Origin of the sequence: Pseudoclavibacter sp. RFBB5, assembly GCF_002931555.1 — a bacterium.
Lineage (GTDB): Bacteria > Actinomycetota > Actinomycetes > Actinomycetales > Microbacteriaceae > Pseudoclavibacter.
In genome coordinates this window covers 130,519-149,871 of the sequence record NZ_PSTZ01000005.1, presented here as the reverse complement: position 1 = coordinate 149,871, position 19,353 = coordinate 130,519, and the positions used below count along the sequence as shown (strand labels likewise).

Sequence of the window (19,353 nt, the reverse complement as noted above, 5' to 3'; positions counted from 1 at the left end):
CTCTGGAGACCCATAACCATGAAAATGCGCAACATCGCCGCTGTCGCCGGTGTCAGCATCGCTGCCCTCGTCCTCGCGGGCTGCTCGAACTCCGCACCCGCCGAGGGTTCGATGGAGCCAACTGACGCTCTCAACATCGCCACCACCTCGAATAACCAAGCTCCCATGGAGGCGGTTGTCGCCGCCTACGAGGAGAAGACCGGAATCGAAGTCAACGTCACGGTCGCCGACACCTCGCAGTACCAGACGACGTTGCGAACGCAGCTCTCTAGCGGAACCGCTCCTGACGTCTTCACCGTCTGGGCCGGTGGCGGAAACCCCGGCGCCATCGATGTCCTGCAGGGCGCCGGCTACCTCGCGGATCTCTCCGATCGCGACTGGGTGGGCACCGTCGACCCGGGCACGGCTGAGACGCTGCAGATCGATGGAGGCACCTACGGCCTTCCGTCGAAGCTCGACGCCGTCGGGGCGATCTACAACACCGCGACCTTGAGCGAGCTCGGCCTCGAAGCTCCGACGACCTATACGGAGCTGCTCGACTACTGCGCGGATGTGAAGGCGCAAGGCAAGGTCGCGTTCGCGCTGGGCATCCAGACCGATTGGGTGACGCAGCTCATCCCGTACGCACTCGTCGCGAACACGGTCTACGGCGAGACTCCCGAATTCGATGCGAGCCTCGCAGACGGCTCCGCCACCTTCGCGGATTCCGGCTGGAAGTCCGCCTTCGACAAGTACCTCGAGATGGATGAGGCCGGCTGCTTCAACGAGGATCCCCTCGGCACCGACGTCACCGCCTCGTACAACCTCGTGGCCACCGGCGAAGCGGTCGGTGTCGTGCAGGTGCTCGCCTCGTACCCGCAGCTCGCATCCGCGTCACCGGAGGGCACCGAGTTCGGCTTCTTCGCCCTCCCCGGCGATGACTCGGGCACGACGGCCATCCCGCGCGGCATCGGTGTCGCCTTCGCCGTCAACGAGGGAGCAGCCAACAAGGCGAACGCGCTGGAGTTCGTCGACTGGCTTGCGACGCCGGAGGCAACAAGCGTCTGGTTCGACACAGCACCCGGCCTCCCCGCCGTGACGAACACCGATGTCGAGCTCGACCCCGTGCTCCAGGGCGCCGCCGATGTCATCGATTCGGGCGAGACCGCACCGATGCCAGACCAGGGCTGGCCGAACGCCAAGGCGCAGTCGGCGCTGTTCATCGGCACCCAGCAGCTGTTCTCCGGCCAGGCCGACCCCGACGCGGTGCTCCAGTCGATGGATCAGGCGTACTCCAGTTGACCCCAAGACTCCGGACGCGATCAGCGATCGCGTCCGGAGCCCGGCCATACCCCCTCAGCAGAAAGCGACCCATGTCCTCGCACGACATCATCACCGCAGTCCCCCTCGCCTTCGACGAAAGCGACGGGCTCGATCTCGCCGCGTGCCGACGCATCCTCGACTACGTCGCAGCATCCGGCGTACAGGGTGCGCTTGTACTCGGCACGACGGGAGAGTTCCCGGCGCTCTCGATCGAGGAGCGCAACGCCGTCGCGCGACTCTCGGTCGAAGTGCTGACCGATATCCGCGTCATCGTGCACGTCGGAGCAGCGAGCCGTTATGAGGTCACGCAGCTCATCGCCGGCGCGCGTGCGGCGGGCGCCAAGGAAATCGCAGTCCTGACGCCGTATTACCTGCCCGCCCACCCAGACGAGGTGTACAGCTTCTTCCGCGATGTGGTCACCGAGGCCGACGGGCTCGACGTCTACGTGTACATGTTCGAGGCGCGGACCGGGATCCCCGTCGACCAGGAGCTGCTGCTTCGCCTCAGCACCCTGCCCGGGGTAGTCGGCGTCAAGGTGAGCGGTGAGGCGCTCGGGCTCATCACCTCGTTCCGAAGCGAGCTTCCCGAGGAGTTCCGGATCTACACGGGCTCCGACGGCGACTTCGCGCGCGCGGGTGCCGCCGGTGCCGACGGTGTCATCTCCGGGGTGGCCTCCGCCTTCTCCCGCCCGTTCGTGCGGATGCGGGACGCGCTGATCGACGGAGACGAGGCACGCATTGCGAGCATCCAACCCGACATCGACGAAGCCGTCGCGGCGATTGACGGCTCTCCAGCCCGGATGCGTGCAGTGCATCGCCTTGCGGGCCACAACGTAGGTGGTCGACGCATGCCCATCCAGGAACCGGATGAGGTCACCGTCGCACGCCTCCGCCGCGCAGTCGCGCGGTTCCACTAGAAGCACGATCCCCACACCGAAAGGAAGGTTGCAATGACGCTCCCCCAAACCCGGCACCGCGCCCCTGTCTTGATCGGCGGCTCTCTGCTCAGCGCGTTCGCGCTCACCGCAGGTATCGCCGTGGGCCCAGCCCTCGCGGACACCACCGAGCCACCGACCACGATCGGCGTCACCGAAGGCCTGATCGACACCACGGATCTGAATGCGCTCGGCCTCCCCCAGGCAGAGAACGCCGAGACCGTGACCATCTTCGAGCCTGGCGACGACGACGCGAAGTTCAACCACGGGACGGTGCTCATGCCGTTCAAGGACCGCCTCTACGCGCAGTGGCAGTCGTCGGCGCTCGACGAGGACGCCCCCGAGACGATCGTCACGTACAGCGTGAGCGACAACGGCAGCGAGTGGTCCGCACCGATCCCCCTCACCGAACCCCGCGACGACGGGTACACGTCGAACGGCGGCTGGTGGACAGACGGAGAGACGCTCATCGCGTACCTGAACGTCTGGCCGGCAGCGCTCGAACCTCGCGGCGGGTACACCGAGTACGTCTCCAGCACCGACGGTGTCACCTGGTCGGAGCCGAAGCGTGTGACGGACGAGGCCGGCGAGCCGGTGCTCGGCATCATCGAGCAGGACGTCAAAGCCCTGCCGAGCGGCCGCCTGCTGACCGCATTCCATGTCCAGCCAGGCCTCCACGTGAAGCCGTACTACACGGACGACCCCACCGGCGTGAGCGGCTGGACTCAGGGTGAGTTCGAGAACCAGCCCTACCTCGAGAACGAGATGTCGCGCGAGCTGGAGCCGAGCTGGCACGTCGCGGCAGACGGATCCATCTTCATGACCTTCCGCGACCAGGGCGGCAGCACGATGTTCAAGCTCGCCTCGAAGAGCGAGGACAACGGCGAGACGTGGTCTCAGGCCGTCGTCACGAACGTGCCTGATTCGCGAACGAAGCAGAGCGCGGGCAACCTGCCCGACGGCACCGCGTACCTGACGGGGAGCCTGACCGGCACGAAGACCCGCTACCCGCTCGTCATCGTGCTGAGCGCCGACGGTGTGACCTTCGACCAGGGCTTCGTGATCCGCGACTCGGCCGACCTGCAGCCGAAGCGCTATGAGGGCAAGTCCAAGAACCCGGGCTACAGCTACCAGAAGAGCCTCGTCTGGGGCGACTCGCTCTACGTCTCCTATGGCACCAACAAGGAGGACGTCGAGTTCTCGCGCATCCCGCTTGCCGACCTCGAGCTCGGTGCGACCCCGGGTGTCACTCCCACGCCGACGGCATCGGCGACCACGGCACCGACGACGACCCCCACGGATACTCCGGTTGTCCCCGTCCCGACCGACGCTGAGGCGACGGCCACGCCGACGGCCACCACGTCAGCTACCGCTGCGCCCGTGACGACGGCCACGCCCTCGTCGACCGGCAGCGCGACAGCCGGCGGGACCGACTCGCTCGCGACGACCGGCGGCGAGGTTCCCTGGCTGGGAGCCGCCTCCGCGCTCGCTCTTGTCCTCATCGGCGCTGCGGCGCTCTTGCTCCGCCGCCGCAAGGCCGCGAGCAGCGAGTAACCGGAACGACGAGGAGCGGAACACATGGAGTCGGGCGGCCTGCGCACGCGCACCTCTTGGGTGCGCAGGCCGGCCCGGCGAACTCGAACGCCGCGTCCGCTGTCTTCGTGCCACCCTCGCGAAATCGATTACTGTGCTGACATGTCGACGATCTATGACGTCGCGAAACTCGCCGGTGTCTCGACGGCCACGGTCTCGCGTGTGTTCAACGGAGCGAGCGTCTCCACACCGAAAGCCGAAGCGGTCAGGTCCGCCGCGAAGGAACTGAACTTCACGCCGAATCGAGTGGCGCGCAACCTACGCCGACGGGAGTCCGAGACGATCGCGCTCATCATCCCTGACGTGCAGAACCCCTACTTCACCGAGATGGTCCGTGGGGTCGAGGACGTCGCGTCGGAGGCTGGCTACTCCGTCGTGCTCTGCAATTCCGACGGCCGCCTCGATAAGGAGGCGCGCTATCTGCAAGTCAGCGGATGGGAGTCGATGGCGGGGGTCATCATTGCCCCTGCCTCGGCGTCGACCAGGCTCGATGAGATCCTCTCCACGAGCCGCCCTGTCGTGATCGTCGACCGACGGACGGCGCACGATCTCGATCTCGTCGTGATGGACAACCGGGCAGCGGGGGCCGCCGCGACGAAGGAGCTGCTCGCGGCGGGGTTCTCGCGCATCGCGCACATCGCCGGCCCGCAGGACATCGATACGGCGTTCGAGCGGGCCGAGGGCTGGCGCGCCGTACTCGAGGCGTCACCGTCATCGGTCGACGAGGACCTCCTCCGGTTCTCGACGTTCCACGTCGACGGCGGCCGCGCCTCGATGAGTGCGCTGCTCGATCTGCCGAAACCACCGGATGCAATCGTCGCGGGCAACAATCTCATCGGCGTCGGAGCGCTTCAGGTGCTCGGCGAGAGAGGCCTCATGCCGCCGACCTTCGGCGTCGCCGTCATCGGCTCGCTGCCGTTCAGCACGATCTCACCCAGCGCCGTGACGATCGTGCGGCTCGCCGCCCAGGAGATGGGCAGCGTGGCCGCGCGCCTGCTCATCGAGCGGATCGCCGGAGATGAGCGCCCGATTCAGACGGTCGTGCTGCCTCACACCGTCCAACGGGCCGCCGCAGCTCGCGACTGACCTGCGACCAACGGCCTGCCCGCCTCTCTTTCCCCACCAATTTGTAATCGATTGCACTGCCACATCTTTCGAAACCTGGAGGTACCGCCCATGGGTTACACACTCGGAGTCGACATCGGCACGTCGAGCAGCAAGGGCGTGCTCGTCGCCAGCGACGGCACCATCGTCGCGCAGGCGGTGCGCGAGCATGAGGTCGACCGACCCCGCACCGGGTGGGTTGAGATGGACGCCGACATCTGGTGGTCGGAGTTCTCCGACATAGCGCGGGAGCTGGTCGCCTCCCTCCCCGGCGTTGTCGTCGACGCTGTCGGCGTCAGCGGCATGGGACCGTGCGTGCTCCTCGCCGACGACGACGACCGTCCGGTGCGCCCGGCGATTCTCTACGGCATCGACACCCGCGCCTCGGAACAGGTTGCCCGGATGACGCGAGAGCTCGGGGAAGGGGCCATCACCGCGGTCGGCGGCTCGGTGCTCAGCTCACAGGCGGGCGGCCCGAAGATCGCGTGGATAGCGGAGTCGGAACCGGAGCGTTGGTCGCGGGCGCGGCGTCTGTTCATGCCTGCCTCATGGCTCGTGCGAAAGCTGACCGGTGAGTACTGCCTCGACCACCATTCGGCGAGCCAGGTGTCACCGCTCTATGACATCGAGGCCGAGCGCTGGCACGCGGAGTGGTGGGACCGCTACGCTGGCTCACTCGAGCGGCCACGGCTCGCGTGGGCAGGTGACGTCGCCGGAGTCATCACCGCCGAGGCGGCCGCCGAGACGCACCTCGCTCCGGGAATCCCGGTCATCACCGGCACGATCGACGCTTGGGCTGAGGCGGCCAGCGTCGGCGCGCTCGAGGTCGGCGACTTGATGGTCATGTACGGCACGACGATGTTCCTCATCGCCACGACGGACGAGACGCACCGCTCACCGTCGATGTGGACCACCGTCGGCACCGTCCCTGGCACTCGCAATCTCGCCGGTGGGCTCGCAACCTCAGGCGCGCTGACGGCGTGGCTGCGGAACCTCACGGGCGCCGAGTACCCGCAGCTCCTCGAGGAGGCGGCCGCCTCGGGCCCTGGTGCGAACGGGCTGCTGACGCTCCCCTACTTCGCGGGCGAGCGTACCCCCATCCAGGACCCGCAAGCTCGCGGCGTCATCGCCGGGCTGACACTCGAGCACACCCGCGGCGACCTGTACCGCGCGGCACTGGAGGCGACAGCTTTCGGCGTTCGCCACAACATCGAGACGATGCGGGAGGCGGGCGCTGCCCTGCAGCGGATCGTTGCCGTGGGCGGTGGAACGCAGGGACGGCTGTGGCTGCAGACCGTCTCCGATGTCTGCGGGCTTCCACAGGAGGTGCCATCGGCGACGATCGGCGCCAGCTACGGGTCCGCGTTCCTCGCGGCGCGCGCGTTCGCCCGTGCGGCGGGCGAAGACGGCCTGCCCAGCATCACTGACTGGAATCCGCCCACCGAGGTGATCACCCCGAACCCGGCTCTGAAGGACTTCTACGACGGACTCTTCGAGCTCTACCTGCGCTTCTACGGGGACTCGAAGTCCGTCGTCCACGAACTCGCAGCACTGCACCGCGGCGCTCACAGCTGAGCGCCGCATCCACCCCCCTCTGATCGGAGACCCGTGACCTACACGCTTCCCACTCTGTCCCCCCGCCCAGCTACGGCCCCGAAGACCGCGTACCTCATCTCATCTGGCGACCTGCGCGAGTCCGCGAACATCGCGGGCTGGCCGGCGCAACTGGAACTCGAGCACGGCGTGACTCGCGCGCTGGAGAACCTTGGCTGGCACGTGCAGCGGGCCAATGAAGTCGACCCGAAGACCGGCCACGGGTTCATCTCGAGCCAGCGAATGGGGCTCGACGTGTTCAAACACATCCCAGTGGACGCCCCACTGATCGTCGCTGAAGCGGTCTGGCAGTACTCGCATCATGTGCTCGCGGGGTTGCGCACCCATCGGGGGCCGATTCTGACGGTCGCGAATTTCAGCGGTGAGTGGCCGGGACTCGTCGGGCTGCTAGGGCTGAACGCGTCGCTCACGAAGATGGGCACCGAATACTCGACGCTGTGGTCCGTCGATTTCGCTGACGAGTGGTTCCTGGATGGACTGCGATCGTGGACCCAGTCCGGGGTGATCGCGCACGACGACTCGCACGTGCATCCCCAGCGGGACATGCCGGTGAGCGCGGAGCGAGCTGTTGGCGAGGCGCTGGCGGCGAAGCTCGCCTCGGAGAAGGCGATCATCGGCGTCTTCGACGAGGGTTGCATGGGCATGTACAACGCGATCATCGACGACGAGCTACTCAACAGGACGGGCATCTACAAGGAGCGACTGTCGCAGTCGGCGCTGTACGCGGAGATGCTGAAGGTCGGAGATGCGGATGCGGACGAAGCGTTCGCGTGGCTCGTAGACCAGGGCCTCCACTTCCGGTTCGGTGCTGACGACGCGACGCAGCTGACGCGGGAGCAGGTGCAGTGGCAGCTGAAGATGTACATCGCCGCGCTGCGTATCGCGGATGACTTCGGGTTGGACGCGTTGGGCATCCAGTACCAGCAGGGATTGAAGGATCTGGTGCCGGCCTCCGACCTTGCGGAGGGGCTGCTGAACTCGACCGATCGGCCACCCGTGCGCTCGCGCAACGGTGCCCGCGTGCTGCACGAGGGGCGCGCGTTCCCGCACTTCAACGAAGCAGACGAAGGCGTCGCCGTCGACGCGCTCGTGACTGACCGGGTGTGGCGCGCAATGGATCTTCTGCCGGACAACACCTTGCACGATGTGCGTTGGGGCGAGGACTTCGACGGGCAGTTCGTGTGGGTCTACGAGATCTCCGGCTCGGTTCCTGGCTCGCACTTGGGCGGCTGGTCGAACGCGGAGGCGTGGCGTCAGGATCCGGTGTTCTTCCCTGCCGGTGGCGCGACGATCAATGGATGCTCGAAGCCGGGCGAGGTCGTCCTGAGTCGCGTCTACATCGCGGAGGGCATCCTGCAGGCCGATATCTTCCGCGGATCAGTCGTCGAGCTGCCAGCCGAGGAGACGAAGCGCCGCAAGGAGGCGACGAACCCAGAGTGGCCGATCGCTCACGTGGTGCTGCACGGCATCTCCCGGAACCAGTTCATGGCCCGCCACAAGGCGAACCACGTGCAGTTGGCGTACGCCCCCGACGCGGCGATCGCCGACAAGGCGCTCACCGCGAAGGCTGCAATGTTCGCGGACATGGGCATCAAGGTGCACGTCCTAGGGGCGGTGAATCTCTAGCGGTGGCGCGGGGCGCGGGCGGCGGGCGGGTTGCCCCGCCGCCCGCAGTCGCGTCAGCTCAGGCCGGTGACGACGACACGCGCGATCTCTGGATTCTTGAGCGACGCGTATCCGTCCTGCACGTCGGCGAGTGTGATCTCGCTGGAGACGAGGGCGTCGAGCTCGAACCGACCCTGCAGGTAGAGGTAGAACCCTCCGCCGGGCGCGACCAGCTGGAGTGCCTGCTGCGTGACCGGGCCGAGGCCGACGAAGTCGAAGACCGAATCGGCGCCTACGCCCGTGATGGGCAGGACCGCGGCGACGCCCTTCGCCTAGCCTCCTAGCGTGCAGACATCCGAGAGACTCCAGTGCGCCACGGTGACGCAAGCCATCGACTACGGCCAGTTCTACATCTGCTGCGCACCGTTCCTGGACCCGATGCCGTTGCTCGAGGCCGCGCTCTCGCAACCTCCTTGCGCCGGAGACGGCAATGCAATCGTCGTTGTGAGCCCACAGCAGTGGAACTTCCAGGCGAAGTTCCGCGTGGAAATCTGGTCGGGGGTCCCGCCGCAGGACTCAAGAGACTGGGACCAGGTGTCGCTTGAGGCGTTGAACGTTCGGACTGAACCAGGTGTTTGGTTGGAATCCGCCACGGTGGACGCGACGCCGTTGCCCCTCGCCTTCGAGGAGGTCGGCTACAACGTCGAAGTCTGCGGGCGCGAATCCAACGCCGACTGGGATGTCGAGTCGGCGAGTGAGCCCAACTTCGAGTGGCGGCTCCGTTTCTGGCCACACGTTGAAGGTCACTAGCGAGAACGAGAGCCGGGCGGGGCAGGCCCGGCAACCGGCTGCTTCCGCCAGAATATGTTCATGACGCCGTGCCGAATCGTGGGTTCCCTGCTCCTCGCGAGTGCCGCCGTGGGTGTGCTTGCCGGTTGCCAGCAGCTGGCCTTCCTCACGAATACGGGTGATCCCGCGACGTGGCACCTCTCCGACCCGACCGCGGTCTCGAGTTCCAGCGAGCAGCTGCACATCGAGGTCACTCGACTTGATTGCTCCGGGGGCGAGACCGGTGAGGTTCTTGAACCGCAGGTCACGTACGAGGCGGAGCAGATCATCATTCGCGTCGACGTTGTCCCGATCTCAGGCCTTCAAACATGCCCGGGCAACAACGCAGTTCCGGTCACTGTCCAGCTCACGGAGCCGATCGGTTCGCGCTCGCTCATCGACGGCGGGTGCGCGCTTGAGGGAGTCGGCACGACTGCGGAGTGTCTCGACTCTGCGGTTCGCTACGAGGGCGAGTAGTCAGGAGAGCAAGCAGCTACGCGGGCGAGCCTCAGCGCTTGCCCGGCAGCAGCGTGCCGACCGCGAAGAACCCGGCCAGCACGACACCCCAGATGATCGCCGCAACCACTCCGCCGACGAGGAAGGGGAAGTTCCAGATCGCGATCACCAGCACGAGGACAAGTCCGATGCCGCCGGCCAGCGACGCGACCGTGACCCACGACGAGGCCGTCCCTTCGGCAGCATCCCGCTTCAGGCGAGCGCGGAAGGCGACGACGGCGAAGCTCGCGAGGGTCATCATGACGATGACGCCCACCGCGCCAGCTCCGGAGTACCAGGTGTAGATCTGCAGCACCGGGTCGAGCTGCGCGAGCGCGGAGACGACGACCACGACTGCGGTGATGATGGTGACCCACAGGGACGCGCGCGACGGCGCAGAGTGCTTCGGGTGCACGGCGGCGAGGGTGCGCGGCAGCACGTCCCGCTCCCCCAGCGTGAACAGGTAGCGGGTGACGATGTTGTGGAACGCGAGCATGCACGCGAACATGCTCGTCACGACGAGCACCTGCACGATGTCGGCCATGATCGGTGCGACCACGTCGCCTGCGAGTCCGACGACGACACCTGCTGGGTCCTCGTTCGAGAGGGCGACCGCGTCGTCGGCACCGAGGCCGGCGATGACGAGCCACGACGACACGAAGTAGAGGGCGCCGACCGCAATGACGGCGATGTAGGTGGCGCGGGGCACGGTGCGCTCCGGGTCACGAGCCTCGTTGCGGAAGACGGCCGTCGCCTCGAAGCCGAAGAAGCCGAGGAACGCGAACAGCAGGCCGAGGCCGGGCGTGCCGGAGACGGCCTCGCTGACGCTGAACGGCAGCGTCGTGAGCTCGCGCCCGGACGCGAGGACGCCCACGTCGATGACGATGACCGCGACGACCTCGAGCACGAGGACGACGCCGAGCACCTTCGCGGAGAGGTCGATGTTGCGGTAGCCGAGGAACCCAACGATCGCGATCATGAGGGCGGAGATGAGCCACCAGGGCACCTGCATCCCAGTCCACAGCTCGAAGAGGTTGCCGGCCTGCACGCCCAGGTAGCAGGTCATCGACACGGTGAGCAGCACGTAGGAGAGCAGAGCGATGGATGCGGTGCCCAGCCCGAGGCGCCGCCCGAGACCGCGGTCCACGTAGGAGTAGAAGGCGCCAGCGTCGGGCACGTGCGGGGTCATCCACGCGTAGCCGACGGAGAAGAGCAGCAGGATCGCGGTGGCGACGAGCACCATGAGCGGCGCCCCGACGGAGCCGGAGACGCCGAAGATGATCGGGAAGTTCGCGGCGACCACGGTGATGGGCGCGGCCGCCGCGATCACCATGAACACGATTCCGGGCACGCCGAGCTTGCGGGTGAGTGTCTGCGTCAAGGGGGTGTCCTCTTCTCGGGCGAGCCGGAGAAGGGGGTGGGCTCGCGCGGGTACCCCTGAACTTTAGTGGGGTGGCGGGCCCCCGGATGCCCGGAGCCGAGCAGCCGGGCTGGAGTTCGTTCTCTTCCGACACCGTGACGCACGGATGCAGTAAAGAAAGGACGCGTTAGTCGCCTCTGAGGTTCCCGAGGACACTGCGATCCGGGGCGTCCGGCCCGCGAGGTGGAGTCCGTCCGGCGGTGTCGGCGCCGCCGACCCGGTTGCTGCGTTCGGTGAGCGCGACGAGTGCCAGGTGTCGGTCTGCGCTCCAGCAGACGACGCGCCCCTTGTGGTCCGTGTTGCGGGAGAGCACCCCGGCCTCGCCGAGCCGCGTCAGCGCCTTATGGGCGGCGACGTTGGAGACGCCGTGGGCGGTGGCAACAGAATCGGCAGTGAGGACAGGTTCGATTGCCAGCCGACCGAGGATGCGCAGCGCGACAGCGTCGCGTCTGGGCCGCGCGGGCGATAGCCGCCGCTGCGTGCGCCATTCGATGAGCTGCTCGAGGGTCTCGGCGTCGAGTCGTTGCACGTCGTCCGCGAGACGAACTGCGTTGGCGGCGGCAAGCTCCGCGGCTTCAGAGAAGGCGATGACCCATTCGTCGACGCGTCCTGATCGATACTCGGTGAGCCCGTCGATGTACGCGTTCTTTGCGCCTGCGAAGACCGTGCTGATGGGGATGAGGATGTTGCGGAGGGCATCTGCACGCTTGAGGACGGTGTGGATGAGGGCACGACCGGTGCGCCCGTTGCCGTCAACGAACGGGTGAATCGTCTCGAACTGCGCGTGCGCGATGGCGGCGCGCACGACGGGATTCCCTTCGGTGGCGGTCACGAATTCGGCCAGGTTGCCGATGAGGCGACCCACTTCACTTTCGGGCGGCGGGACGAAGTCGGCGCGCAGAGGTGAGTAGCCCGGGCCGCCTACCCAGTTCTGCTCGGTGCGGATGCCGAGCGTGAGGCCCGGTTCGATCGTGTGCTGGAGCGCCTCGATGTCGGCGACCTGGATGGGTCGCGTGTGGTCGGCGAGGGCGGCGATCGCGTCCTCCGTGGCGCGCACGTTGGCGACCACGTCGAGCGCGACGGGCTTGCCTTGGCGCAAGAGCTCGGCGATCGCCAGACGCTTGGGCGTGACGCGGTTTCCTTCGATCCAGGACGAGGAGATGCTCTCGGATCGAATGAGCAGGTGGTTGAGGAATTGACCCTTTGTTCCTACGCGCTCGTCTGCGCGAGTGAGCGCCTGGAGCGCGCCCTCCGCGGCGCGTTCAGCTGCTGCGGAGAGTGGAGCGAGATCGGGGTTGAGCTCGTCGGGGACGAATGCGCGGTACTTGCCGCCCGCGCGGTCCTTCCGGCTCACGCCGAAGGTGTCCTGAGGCTCCCAGATGCGGTCGATGTAGACCATCGGGGCCCCTCTCCTCGCTTTGGCGCACGTGTAGTTTTTTAACTTTAGAGTATTTAAAGTTAAAGCTCACGACACTGTGTTCAAGGTTACGTTCGGGAAGGTCCGGGCGGCCGCAGGTCAATGGTCGGCAGGGCACCCGCGTCCGCCCCGCGTTTCGCGACTCAACGGCGCTTGACCGCAGAGGTGGTGCAGGCACCCAACCGTGATCGACACCACGGTTGGCGCCAAAGTCGCGACCGTGTGCCACAAGCGTCTTGAGCTCGCGCCCGGAGACGAGCACACAGAGGTAGCAGGTCATCGACACGGTGAGCAGCACGGAGAAGAGCAGCGCAATGGATGCGTTACCAGCCCCAGGCAGCGCCCAAGCCGGCGGTCGACGTGCGAGCAAGAAGGCGCCAAAGTCTCGTTCTCGCGGGGTCATCCACGCGTAGCCGACCGAGAAGAGCAGCAGGATCGCGGTGGCGACAAGCACCATGAGCGGTGCCCCGACGGCGCCAGGGACGCCGAAGATGAATGGAAAGTCCGCGGCGACCACGGAGGTGGGCGCAGCGGCCGCTATCGCGATGAACACGATTACGGGGCACGCCGAGCTTGCGGGCGCGTGTCTGCGGCAGAGGGATGCCGTCTTCTCGGGCGAGCCGAAGAAGGGGGTGGCGAGACTCGCGCGGTACCTGAGAACTGTAGTGGGCTCGAGAGTTCAAAGCGCTCGATTGTGGCAAGGCCTGCATGGCCCACTCGGACTGCCGATTTGATGCGGAGAATCACAGTTGTACGGTGAGCGCGGTTGTGCCCCACGACCCGGTAGTTTCTGCCCTAGGGTGTCTAGAAACGAAGCGCCGTTGCTGGCACAACTTCGTGACCAGAGCGGCAGAGCCGTGGGCTCATTGCTCCGTCCCAGAAACCTAACCACGTCGAGAGCAGGGCCGAGTGAGTCACCCCTTAGCAGAGGATAGGACCTTCCTCTCGGTCATACGCGCCTGGCCTCCGCAACGTCGACTGAGTCTCGACAAGTGGATCGATAACTTCGAGCCGGGCAGGGATCAAGAAATTGCCATGGCTCTACTCGAGTCGCACGTTCACCTGGACGGCCTGCACGTGCGCCGCTCAGTTATATCAAACCTCGCTCGGTTGCGCGCATTTCTCTTGCAGAGAGACAGCCTACTCGACTGGGACGAGTACATCACTACAGCACTTGTCACAATTCCTGAGGGTCGCCACGGAGACATAACTGGATCTGGAACAATCTTTGCAAGACTTGCGAAGACCATCGGATTGCCCGAGGAGAACACCGTAAGCAATTCCGGACTTCATCGTCATTGTGGAGATCGGGCCAGAAATTTGATTTACTTCGACGACTTAGCAGGCTCGGGCGAACAATTCATCAACTCCTGGGAACGACACCAAGACAATCAACACGGGCGCTTGTCTGCGGCGAACATGAAAGACAAAGGCATGCTGAAAGACGTCTTTTACCTGCCCGTGGTCGCAACGTCAAATGGCCTCAGGAATATCGAGAACAAGTGCAAGGTGAAAGTGTTGCCCACATACGAACTCGATGACACCTACTCAGCCTTGAGCCCGAATACAAGGCTAGTGCCGAGCAGGCACCGACCGTATCTTTCCAACTTTCTAGCGAAATACGCTGCCCTGACCGAACTTGACACTCACGGCCCCTTTGGTCATGGCGAAGTCGCCCTCAACCTCTCGTTCGAGCACGGCTGCCCCGACAACACTGTCCCAATCATGCGGTGGGGCACACCGACCGCGACTTGGACCCCATTGATCAGCCCCGAGGGGATGTAGCATGGACGAGCTCGTCACAACCGACCGAATCAACACCATTTTCGGGCAGGTTCGCGCTGAATATGAAGGCGATGACTCTCTCTATAACCGTTTCACGCAGCCAAACTACTTCAAGCGACTATTGGGAATTACGCCGTCGTTTCTCGTTGGCGGGCGTGGAACAGGCAAGACAACTACGCTCCGTTCCATGTCACATGCGGGCCAACGTCGTATCCACGACAGCCGAGAGCCCGAAGACTGGGATGTAGTAGGCGTATACTGGAAGTTTGAACCGAGCCTAGTTTCTGTCTTTTCCGGCAAAGGAGTTTCGGATAGCACTTGGACGAGCGTCTTTGAGCACTATCTGAATCTGAAACTTAGCTCAGAAGTGGTTAGATTCGCGGAGCATCTGATGACTCACGGGCGCGAAGTACCAGTTTCTCAGCATCACTTTGATCTATTCCAGCGCTCGATGAACTTGCCACACCGGAGCGGCCTCTCAGATGTATCCAAAAGCTTGGACTTCGCGCTGGTTGAGATCGAATCCTTGATTAACGGCGGCATCCGTCACCTCACGGACCACCGCTGGTCCGTGGCCGGACTACCATTAAACTATCTATTCCAGGCCCTCGGCAACCTTGGCAATTCACGTGAGCGTCCCTTCATGTTTTGCTTGGACGAATATGAAAACCTGTCGGCCATGCAGCAGCGAATTCTTAATACGTTAATAAAACAGGTTGGCGTTGCGACGTACACCTTCAAAATCGGTGTCCGGAACACGGTATCTATAGACCGGGAAACGCAACTCGAGGGGCAGCCGATCCAGGACCCTTCAGACTTCACTACAGTGGAGATTGCGGCCGACCTCGAAGGCGTAGCTTTTGAGATTTTTGCGGAGAAAGTCATCGTGGGTCTTCTAGGCTTAACAGGGGCTCATCTGCCCCCGGCCGAGCTCCTGCCGTCACTCGAGAAGAACGAAGAAGCACTGCTCCTCGGGGCCGATATTCTACTCGAAGAACTAAGTTCACGCCTCGAACTCGAAGGCGCCAATGCTGAGCAAATCGAAAAGGCCGCAAGATTAACGCCTCTTGAACAAGCCCTCGTCGTCCGCTGGTCGGATCACCACCGAGAGACTCCGCTCGACGTGCTGAAGTTTGCCATGGAAGACAGCACAAAGTGGCGGAACCGCGTGAATAACTACGGCACTGCAACACTCTATGCAATTAAAGAAAAACGTGTAGGAATAAGAAAGTACTACACAGGCTGGAGTACCTACTGTTTAATGGCCAGCGGGAATATCCGATACCTAGTCCGCCTTGTTCATGAGTGCCTGAGGCTCCACATTGAATCCGGCCGCAGCTTATCCGAATCCGTTGCGCCAGAAATGCAAACTCGTGCCGCTCAACGGATAGGGGAATCCACGATTAAAGACCTCCAGGGCTGGTCCAAACGTGGAGCCGAACTGGTGCGATTGACGCAGAGCCTGGGGGCGGTTTTTCGTGAGATAGCGCGAGAAAAACCCCTCGCAACACCTGAGGTGTCACAGTTCCGAGTAAAGTACACGGGCGTCGAGGATGAATCCACAGAGAGTGTTGGAAAGCTGCTTTCTGAAGCCGAGGGGCAAGGAGTCCTGATTTCATTCGACGGCGATAAGAACGCCAGAAATTCGGGCGCCACAAGACAACTCGATTACCAGTTACACCCAGTTCTTTCTGCATACTTCACCTACAGCCCACGGAGTAAGCGGCGACTGATGTTGCCGGCGGCATACTTGTTACATTTCGCGAGCCGAGAACCAAGCGATAAACTGGTGCAAAAAGTTTCAGGCAGCAGTAGCAGCGAACCTGCGAGAGAACGAAGCCACACACCGGAAGACGCGGACCGCAGCAACCAACTGTCCCTCGACTTTGGGCAGTCCGAATGATTGATCTTGGTTCATCGATACACACTCGTCGTATCGAAATTAGTGAAATAGAATCCCTGAACCTTGGTACGTTCATCCACGGAATCAGCAGCGACGAAGAGCGTGCAAATGTAATCACGGACGCCCTGACTGAGACCGCAGGCACCCTCAGAATCGGCCTAAGCGTTGATACAGATTCTTTCTGCACTCCATTTTCTGAGAAATTAGACGCACACGAAGTTTTCTCCCTCTACGACCACGCAGGGATATCGGGCTTCACGGCCAGCTTGACCGAATGTGTCGCGATCGATTTAACAAGCCTTGAGCATCGCGTCTGGGCGCCGCTCGTTAAGACGCTGATTGCACAAAATAAGCACTTCGTTGCTGTTTACGCAGAGCCGGACGACTACACAAGGGCTGAACATTCTCTCGGATCTATATACGACTTGAGTACACATCACGGCATTGAACCCCTGCCCGGGTTTGCTAAGTTAAGCCGTAGGCCGGAAGAGAGCGGGAATTTCGCGCCGCTCTTGGGCTTTGAGGGTGCGCGACTCAGCCATATTTTCGATCAAGAAGAGGTCGAGTCTACGGGCACGTATCCCATTCTTGGTGCCCCGGGGTTCCGCATCGAGTACCCAGCACTGGCTCTTGTCGCCAACCGCGCAACCCTTGAGATGGATCGCATGGAAGATCGCATGGAGTTCGCGACTGCCTCGTGCCCATTCTCCGCGTTCGATGCTCTCCATGCAATTCATAAGCGCATCGATGATGCATACCTGCGAATAGCCCCCATTGGCACGAAACCACACGCCCTTGGCGCTGTAATTTACGCCATTTGCCACCCTGGTAATACGGAGCTGATCTACGATCACCCGCGTCGAAGCCCGGGGCGGTCCACTGGACACCGCGCTCTGTACGTATATCAAGTGAGCGAGTTCATTCTGAATCGACGCAACACGTGAAGGTTGACCCACGCATTCTCGATGCGTATTACACTCCTGAAGCAGTTGCTCGCGAATTAGTTAGCCACTTACCTGCAGGCGTCACTGGAGCTGTAATGGACCCAACAGTGGGCGATGGAGCCCTGTTACGTGCAGTGCATTCCAGGTACGAAGAATCCGTCACCTTGCTCGGCATTGACGTCAACGGAAAAACTGTGCGAAACCTGCGGCGCGAACGACCCGATTGGTGCCTGAGTCAGGCGGACTGCCTGAAATCAGAATCTAGGCTGGCTAGTAAAGCCTGGCGGCTCGCTCGCGCCGATCTCGACGTTGTGGTCATGAACCCGCCGTTCTCGCACAGGGGAGGCGGTGGAGCTTGGGTAGAATTCGGGGACTTCGCGGGGCACGTGGCTCCGGCCGTACACTTCTTAACCGAACTTATATCGAACCTCAACCCCAGACACGGCTTCTATGCAATTCTACCGGATGGCGCACTGCGCGCGGAGCGACACGAGAAGCTATGGGCAGAGATCGAAAAGTCTTTTGAGGTGCGTGTTTTGGCGAAACTCAGGACGAGCCTGTTCGCAGGGGCACGGGTCTCAACTTCTATCATCCACCTCAAGTCTGGCCGGACGATTCGAAACGAGCCTGCGGTCCTCCAGAGCAAGAACAACGGGTCGTGTCGCTGTGTCGATATCGTTCGAGGTCGAGTTCCGGTACATAAGGCGCGAACATCGGTGATTAAAGACCCGGTACCTTTCATCCACACCAGCGCGATTGGAGCCGCCCAACACCCTCAGTCCAGTGATCTAGTCCTGAGTGACACGACACCTTTTGTGCTGATTTCACGCGTGGGCTCCTGGCGCTCACCACGGACCCTTGAGATCGGGCCGGTTGTCCTGAGTGATTGCGTGATCGCCATCCGACCGACACACCGTCCAAACTTAACGGACCTCTTCGAGGATATCGTCGAGCACGAGAGCTTATTCCTCGACGCTCTACGCGGTACGGGCGCCCAATACCTAACACTTCGCGCTTTAACCGAGTGCCTCCAGAAGCTCGGATGGCAGCCAAGAATCTCACGCTCGGGAGTAGCTCCCACCCCATGTTTGTGCGCGGCAGAGACGAGAGTGATTTACGGCTCGCAATAGGGACAATCGATAGTGCAGACTTCGTCAACGGCGATCGATCCATCGCCCGTGACAGCAGCCAGGACTGTCGATGCGCGTAGATCCGTCAGCGCAGACGAAACGTCGGACAGAATGACCTGCCTGCTCGATCGTCTCAATCCCTGTACACAACGAGCGCACCCGGATCCTCAGCTTCAGGGCTAGCATCGCGCGAACCCCGCCCCAACTGTTCACCTCCGCGCCAATTTCCAGTCCACCGGTCTCGTAATTGCCGGTCACCTTCGCGAGTTTGCATACCGGTGTTCTCGAAATCCCGGGAGCATCCCTCGGAAGGACCCCGAACATGCGCCGTTCACCGCTCCTCGCCTTCGGCATCATGGGCGTCAGCGCCCTCGCCCTCACCGGCTGCCAGACCGCCGAAGCCACCGCCGACGACACCACGATCACGATCGCCACCATCCCCCTCGGCGAAGACCCCACCCAGGCCAACCCCATCGACGCCCTCGTCGAGCTCCTCGAAGCCGAGACCGGCTACACCGTCGAGGTCACCGACGTTCCCGACTACCTCAGCGTCGTCGAAGCCATCCGCGCCGACCACGTCGACATGGGCATCATGAGCGGCTTCCCCTCCGCCCTCGCCGTCAACACCGGCGAGGTGGATGCGCTCCTCGCCTGGGAAGGCAGCGAAGACCCCGTCTCCACCTGCGTCGTCTTGAATGACTCCCCCGTGCAGGAGCTCACCGACCTCGAAGGCAAGACCGTCGCCTTCGCCGACCAGGCCTCCAGCTCCGGGTACTTCATGCCCGTCCACATGCTCCACGAGGCCGGCCTCGAGCAGGGCACCGACTACGAGGCGATCTTCGCCGGCGGACACGAGGGCTCCTTCGCGGCCCTCGAACAGGGCCAGGTCGACGCCGCCTGCACCTCCATCATGCTCACCGAGCTTGGCGCACCCATGTTCCCCTTCGCCGACGGCGAGTGGCGCGGCGTCGGCGAGAGCGCACCCATTCCGGTCATGGGCAGCGTCCTCGGCAGCCCCGAGCTCAGCGACGAGAAGCGCACCGTCATCCAGGACGCGATCCAGGCCGTGTTCGTCGAGGAGAACGCCGAGGCCCTCGGCGCCCTCGGATCCGGCTTCATCGGCCTCCCCGTCTCCGTCGACCCCGAGCCCTCCGTCTTCGACGGCTTCGTCGAGATCGCCGGCGTCGCGGGCGTCCAGCTCGAGGACCTCGAATGACGAACCTCGCCCCAGCACCCAGCGCTAACACCGCGCCCGCACCAGCAACCACAACGACCAGC

15 protein-coding genes are annotated in these 19,353 nt (G+C 63.7%); 13 read left to right on the top strand and 2 right to left on the bottom strand.

The window, feature by feature from the left end; all coding sequences use genetic code 11:
• The first annotated feature begins 18 nt into the window (after window positions 1-18).
• The 8 genes from C5B97_RS05755 to C5B97_RS05715 all read left to right on the top strand — a co-directional run bounded on the left by C5B97_RS05755 (window position 19) and on the right by C5B97_RS05715 (window position 9,458).
• Window positions 19-1,281: an ABC transporter substrate-binding protein gene (locus tag C5B97_RS05755; RefSeq protein ID WP_104311172.1), complete on the top strand. Its 1,263-nt coding sequence runs from the start codon at window positions 19-21 to the stop codon at window positions 1,279-1,281.
• Window positions 1,282-1,352: 71 nt separating this feature from the next.
• Entirely contained in the window at window positions 1,353-2,219 is an 867-nt protein-coding gene (locus C5B97_RS05750) for a dihydrodipicolinate synthase family protein (RefSeq protein WP_104311171.1), read from the top strand.
• Between the two features lie 33 nt (window positions 2,220-2,252).
• Window positions 2,253-3,791 carry a sialidase family protein gene (locus tag C5B97_RS05745; RefSeq protein ID WP_104311170.1) on the top strand — a complete coding sequence of 513 codons (1,539 nt, stop codon included), beginning with the start codon at window positions 2,253-2,255 and terminating at the stop codon, window positions 3,789-3,791.
• 141 nt (window positions 3,792-3,932) lie between these two features.
• Window positions 3,933-4,916, top strand: coding sequence for a LacI family DNA-binding transcriptional regulator (locus C5B97_RS05740; protein ID WP_104311169.1), 984 nt, complete (start codon window positions 3,933-3,935; stop codon window positions 4,914-4,916).
• Window positions 4,917-5,006: 90 nt separating this feature from the next.
• Window positions 5,007-6,509: an FGGY-family carbohydrate kinase gene (locus C5B97_RS05735; RefSeq protein ID WP_104311168.1), complete on the top strand. Its 1,503-nt coding sequence runs from the start codon at window positions 5,007-5,009 to the stop codon at window positions 6,507-6,509.
• A gap of 33 nt (window positions 6,510-6,542) precedes the next feature.
• A complete protein-coding gene (locus C5B97_RS05730; protein ID WP_104311167.1) occupies window positions 6,543-8,174 on the top strand; it encodes a fucose isomerase in 1,632 nt (543 codons plus the stop codon).
• Window positions 8,175-8,498: 324 nt separating this feature from the next.
• Window positions 8,499-8,963, top strand: a complete 465-nt coding sequence (locus C5B97_RS05720; protein WP_104311165.1) for a hypothetical protein — start codon at window positions 8,499-8,501, stop codon at window positions 8,961-8,963.
• Between the two features lie 60 nt (window positions 8,964-9,023).
• Complete coding sequence (locus C5B97_RS05715; RefSeq protein WP_104311164.1) at window positions 9,024-9,458, top strand: hypothetical protein; 435 nt, start codon at window positions 9,024-9,026, stop codon at window positions 9,456-9,458.
• A gap of 31 nt (window positions 9,459-9,489) precedes the next feature.
• Here the strand turns inward: C5B97_RS05715 and C5B97_RS05710 are convergent, their stop codons facing one another.
• Together C5B97_RS05710 and C5B97_RS05705 are read right to left on the bottom strand one after the other, a co-directional pair.
• Window positions 9,490-10,857, bottom strand: coding sequence for an APC family permease (locus C5B97_RS05710; RefSeq protein WP_104311163.1), 1,368 nt, complete (start codon window positions 10,855-10,857; stop codon window positions 9,490-9,492).
• Window positions 10,858-11,023: 166 nt separating this feature from the next.
• Window positions 11,024-12,295: a Fic family protein gene (locus C5B97_RS05705; protein ID WP_104311162.1), complete on the bottom strand. Its 1,272-nt coding sequence runs from the start codon at window positions 12,293-12,295 to the stop codon at window positions 11,024-11,026.
• Window positions 12,296-13,348: 1,053 nt separating this feature from the next.
• On the opposite strand from C5B97_RS05705, the gene C5B97_RS17730 reads away from it, so the two are divergent.
• The 5 genes from C5B97_RS17730 (at window position 13,349) to phnD (ending at window position 19,291) form a co-directional block, all read left to right on the top strand.
• Window positions 13,349-14,098 carry a hypothetical protein gene (locus C5B97_RS17730; protein WP_146080741.1) on the top strand — a complete coding sequence of 250 codons (750 nt, stop codon included), beginning with the start codon at window positions 13,349-13,351 and terminating at the stop codon, window positions 14,096-14,098.
• 1 nt (window position 14,099) lies between these two features.
• Complete coding sequence (locus C5B97_RS17725; protein ID WP_146080740.1) at window positions 14,100-16,001, top strand: hypothetical protein; 1,902 nt, start codon at window positions 14,100-14,102, stop codon at window positions 15,999-16,001.
• Window positions 15,998-16,945 (top strand): hypothetical protein, encoded by a 948-nt coding sequence (locus C5B97_RS17720; RefSeq protein WP_146080739.1) that lies wholly within the window; start codon window positions 15,998-16,000, stop codon window positions 16,943-16,945. Before C5B97_RS17725 ends, C5B97_RS17720 begins: the two co-directional genes overlap by 4 nt.
• The gene (locus C5B97_RS18360; RefSeq protein WP_181026918.1) at window positions 16,942-18,075 is read left to right on the top strand and encodes an N-6 DNA methylase; all 1,134 of its coding nucleotides are present in this window, start codon (window positions 16,942-16,944) and stop codon (window positions 18,073-18,075) included. Before C5B97_RS17720 ends, C5B97_RS18360 begins: the two co-directional genes overlap by 4 nt.
• A 322-nt stretch (window positions 18,076-18,397) precedes the next feature.
• Window positions 18,398-19,291 carry a phosphate/phosphite/phosphonate ABC transporter substrate-binding protein gene (gene phnD / locus C5B97_RS05690; protein WP_104311159.1) on the top strand — a complete coding sequence of 298 codons (894 nt, stop codon included), beginning with the start codon at window positions 18,398-18,400 and terminating at the stop codon, window positions 19,289-19,291.
• Window positions 19,292-19,353: the final 62 nt, after the last annotated feature.

Coding starts and splice junctions, on each gene's coding strand:
- C5B97_RS05735 (WP_104311168.1), top strand. CDS start 5,007: ATGGGTTACACACTCGGAGTCGACATCGGCACGTCGAGCAGCAAGGGC.
- C5B97_RS17725 (WP_146080740.1), top strand. CDS start 14,100: ATGGACGAGCTCGTCACAACCGACCGAATCAACACCATTTTCGGGCAG.
- C5B97_RS05755 (WP_104311172.1), top strand. CDS start 19: ATGAAAATGCGCAACATCGCCGCTGTCGCCGGTGTCAGCATCGCTGCC.
- C5B97_RS05705 (WP_104311162.1), bottom strand. CDS start 12,295: ATGGTCTACATCGACCGCATCTGGGAGCCTCAGGACACCTTCGGCGTG.
- C5B97_RS17730 (WP_146080741.1), top strand. CDS start 13,349: ATGGCTCTACTCGAGTCGCACGTTCACCTGGACGGCCTGCACGTGCGC.
- C5B97_RS17720 (WP_146080739.1), top strand. CDS start 15,998: ATGATTGATCTTGGTTCATCGATACACACTCGTCGTATCGAAATTAGT.
- C5B97_RS05740 (WP_104311169.1), top strand. CDS start 3,933: ATGTCGACGATCTATGACGTCGCGAAACTCGCCGGTGTCTCGACGGCC.
- C5B97_RS05750 (WP_104311171.1), top strand. CDS start 1,353: ATGTCCTCGCACGACATCATCACCGCAGTCCCCCTCGCCTTCGACGAA.
- C5B97_RS05745 (WP_104311170.1), top strand. CDS start 2,253: ATGACGCTCCCCCAAACCCGGCACCGCGCCCCTGTCTTGATCGGCGGC.
- C5B97_RS05715 (WP_104311164.1), top strand. CDS start 9,024: ATGACGCCGTGCCGAATCGTGGGTTCCCTGCTCCTCGCGAGTGCCGCC.
- phnD (WP_104311159.1), top strand. CDS start 18,398: ATGCGCCGTTCACCGCTCCTCGCCTTCGGCATCATGGGCGTCAGCGCC.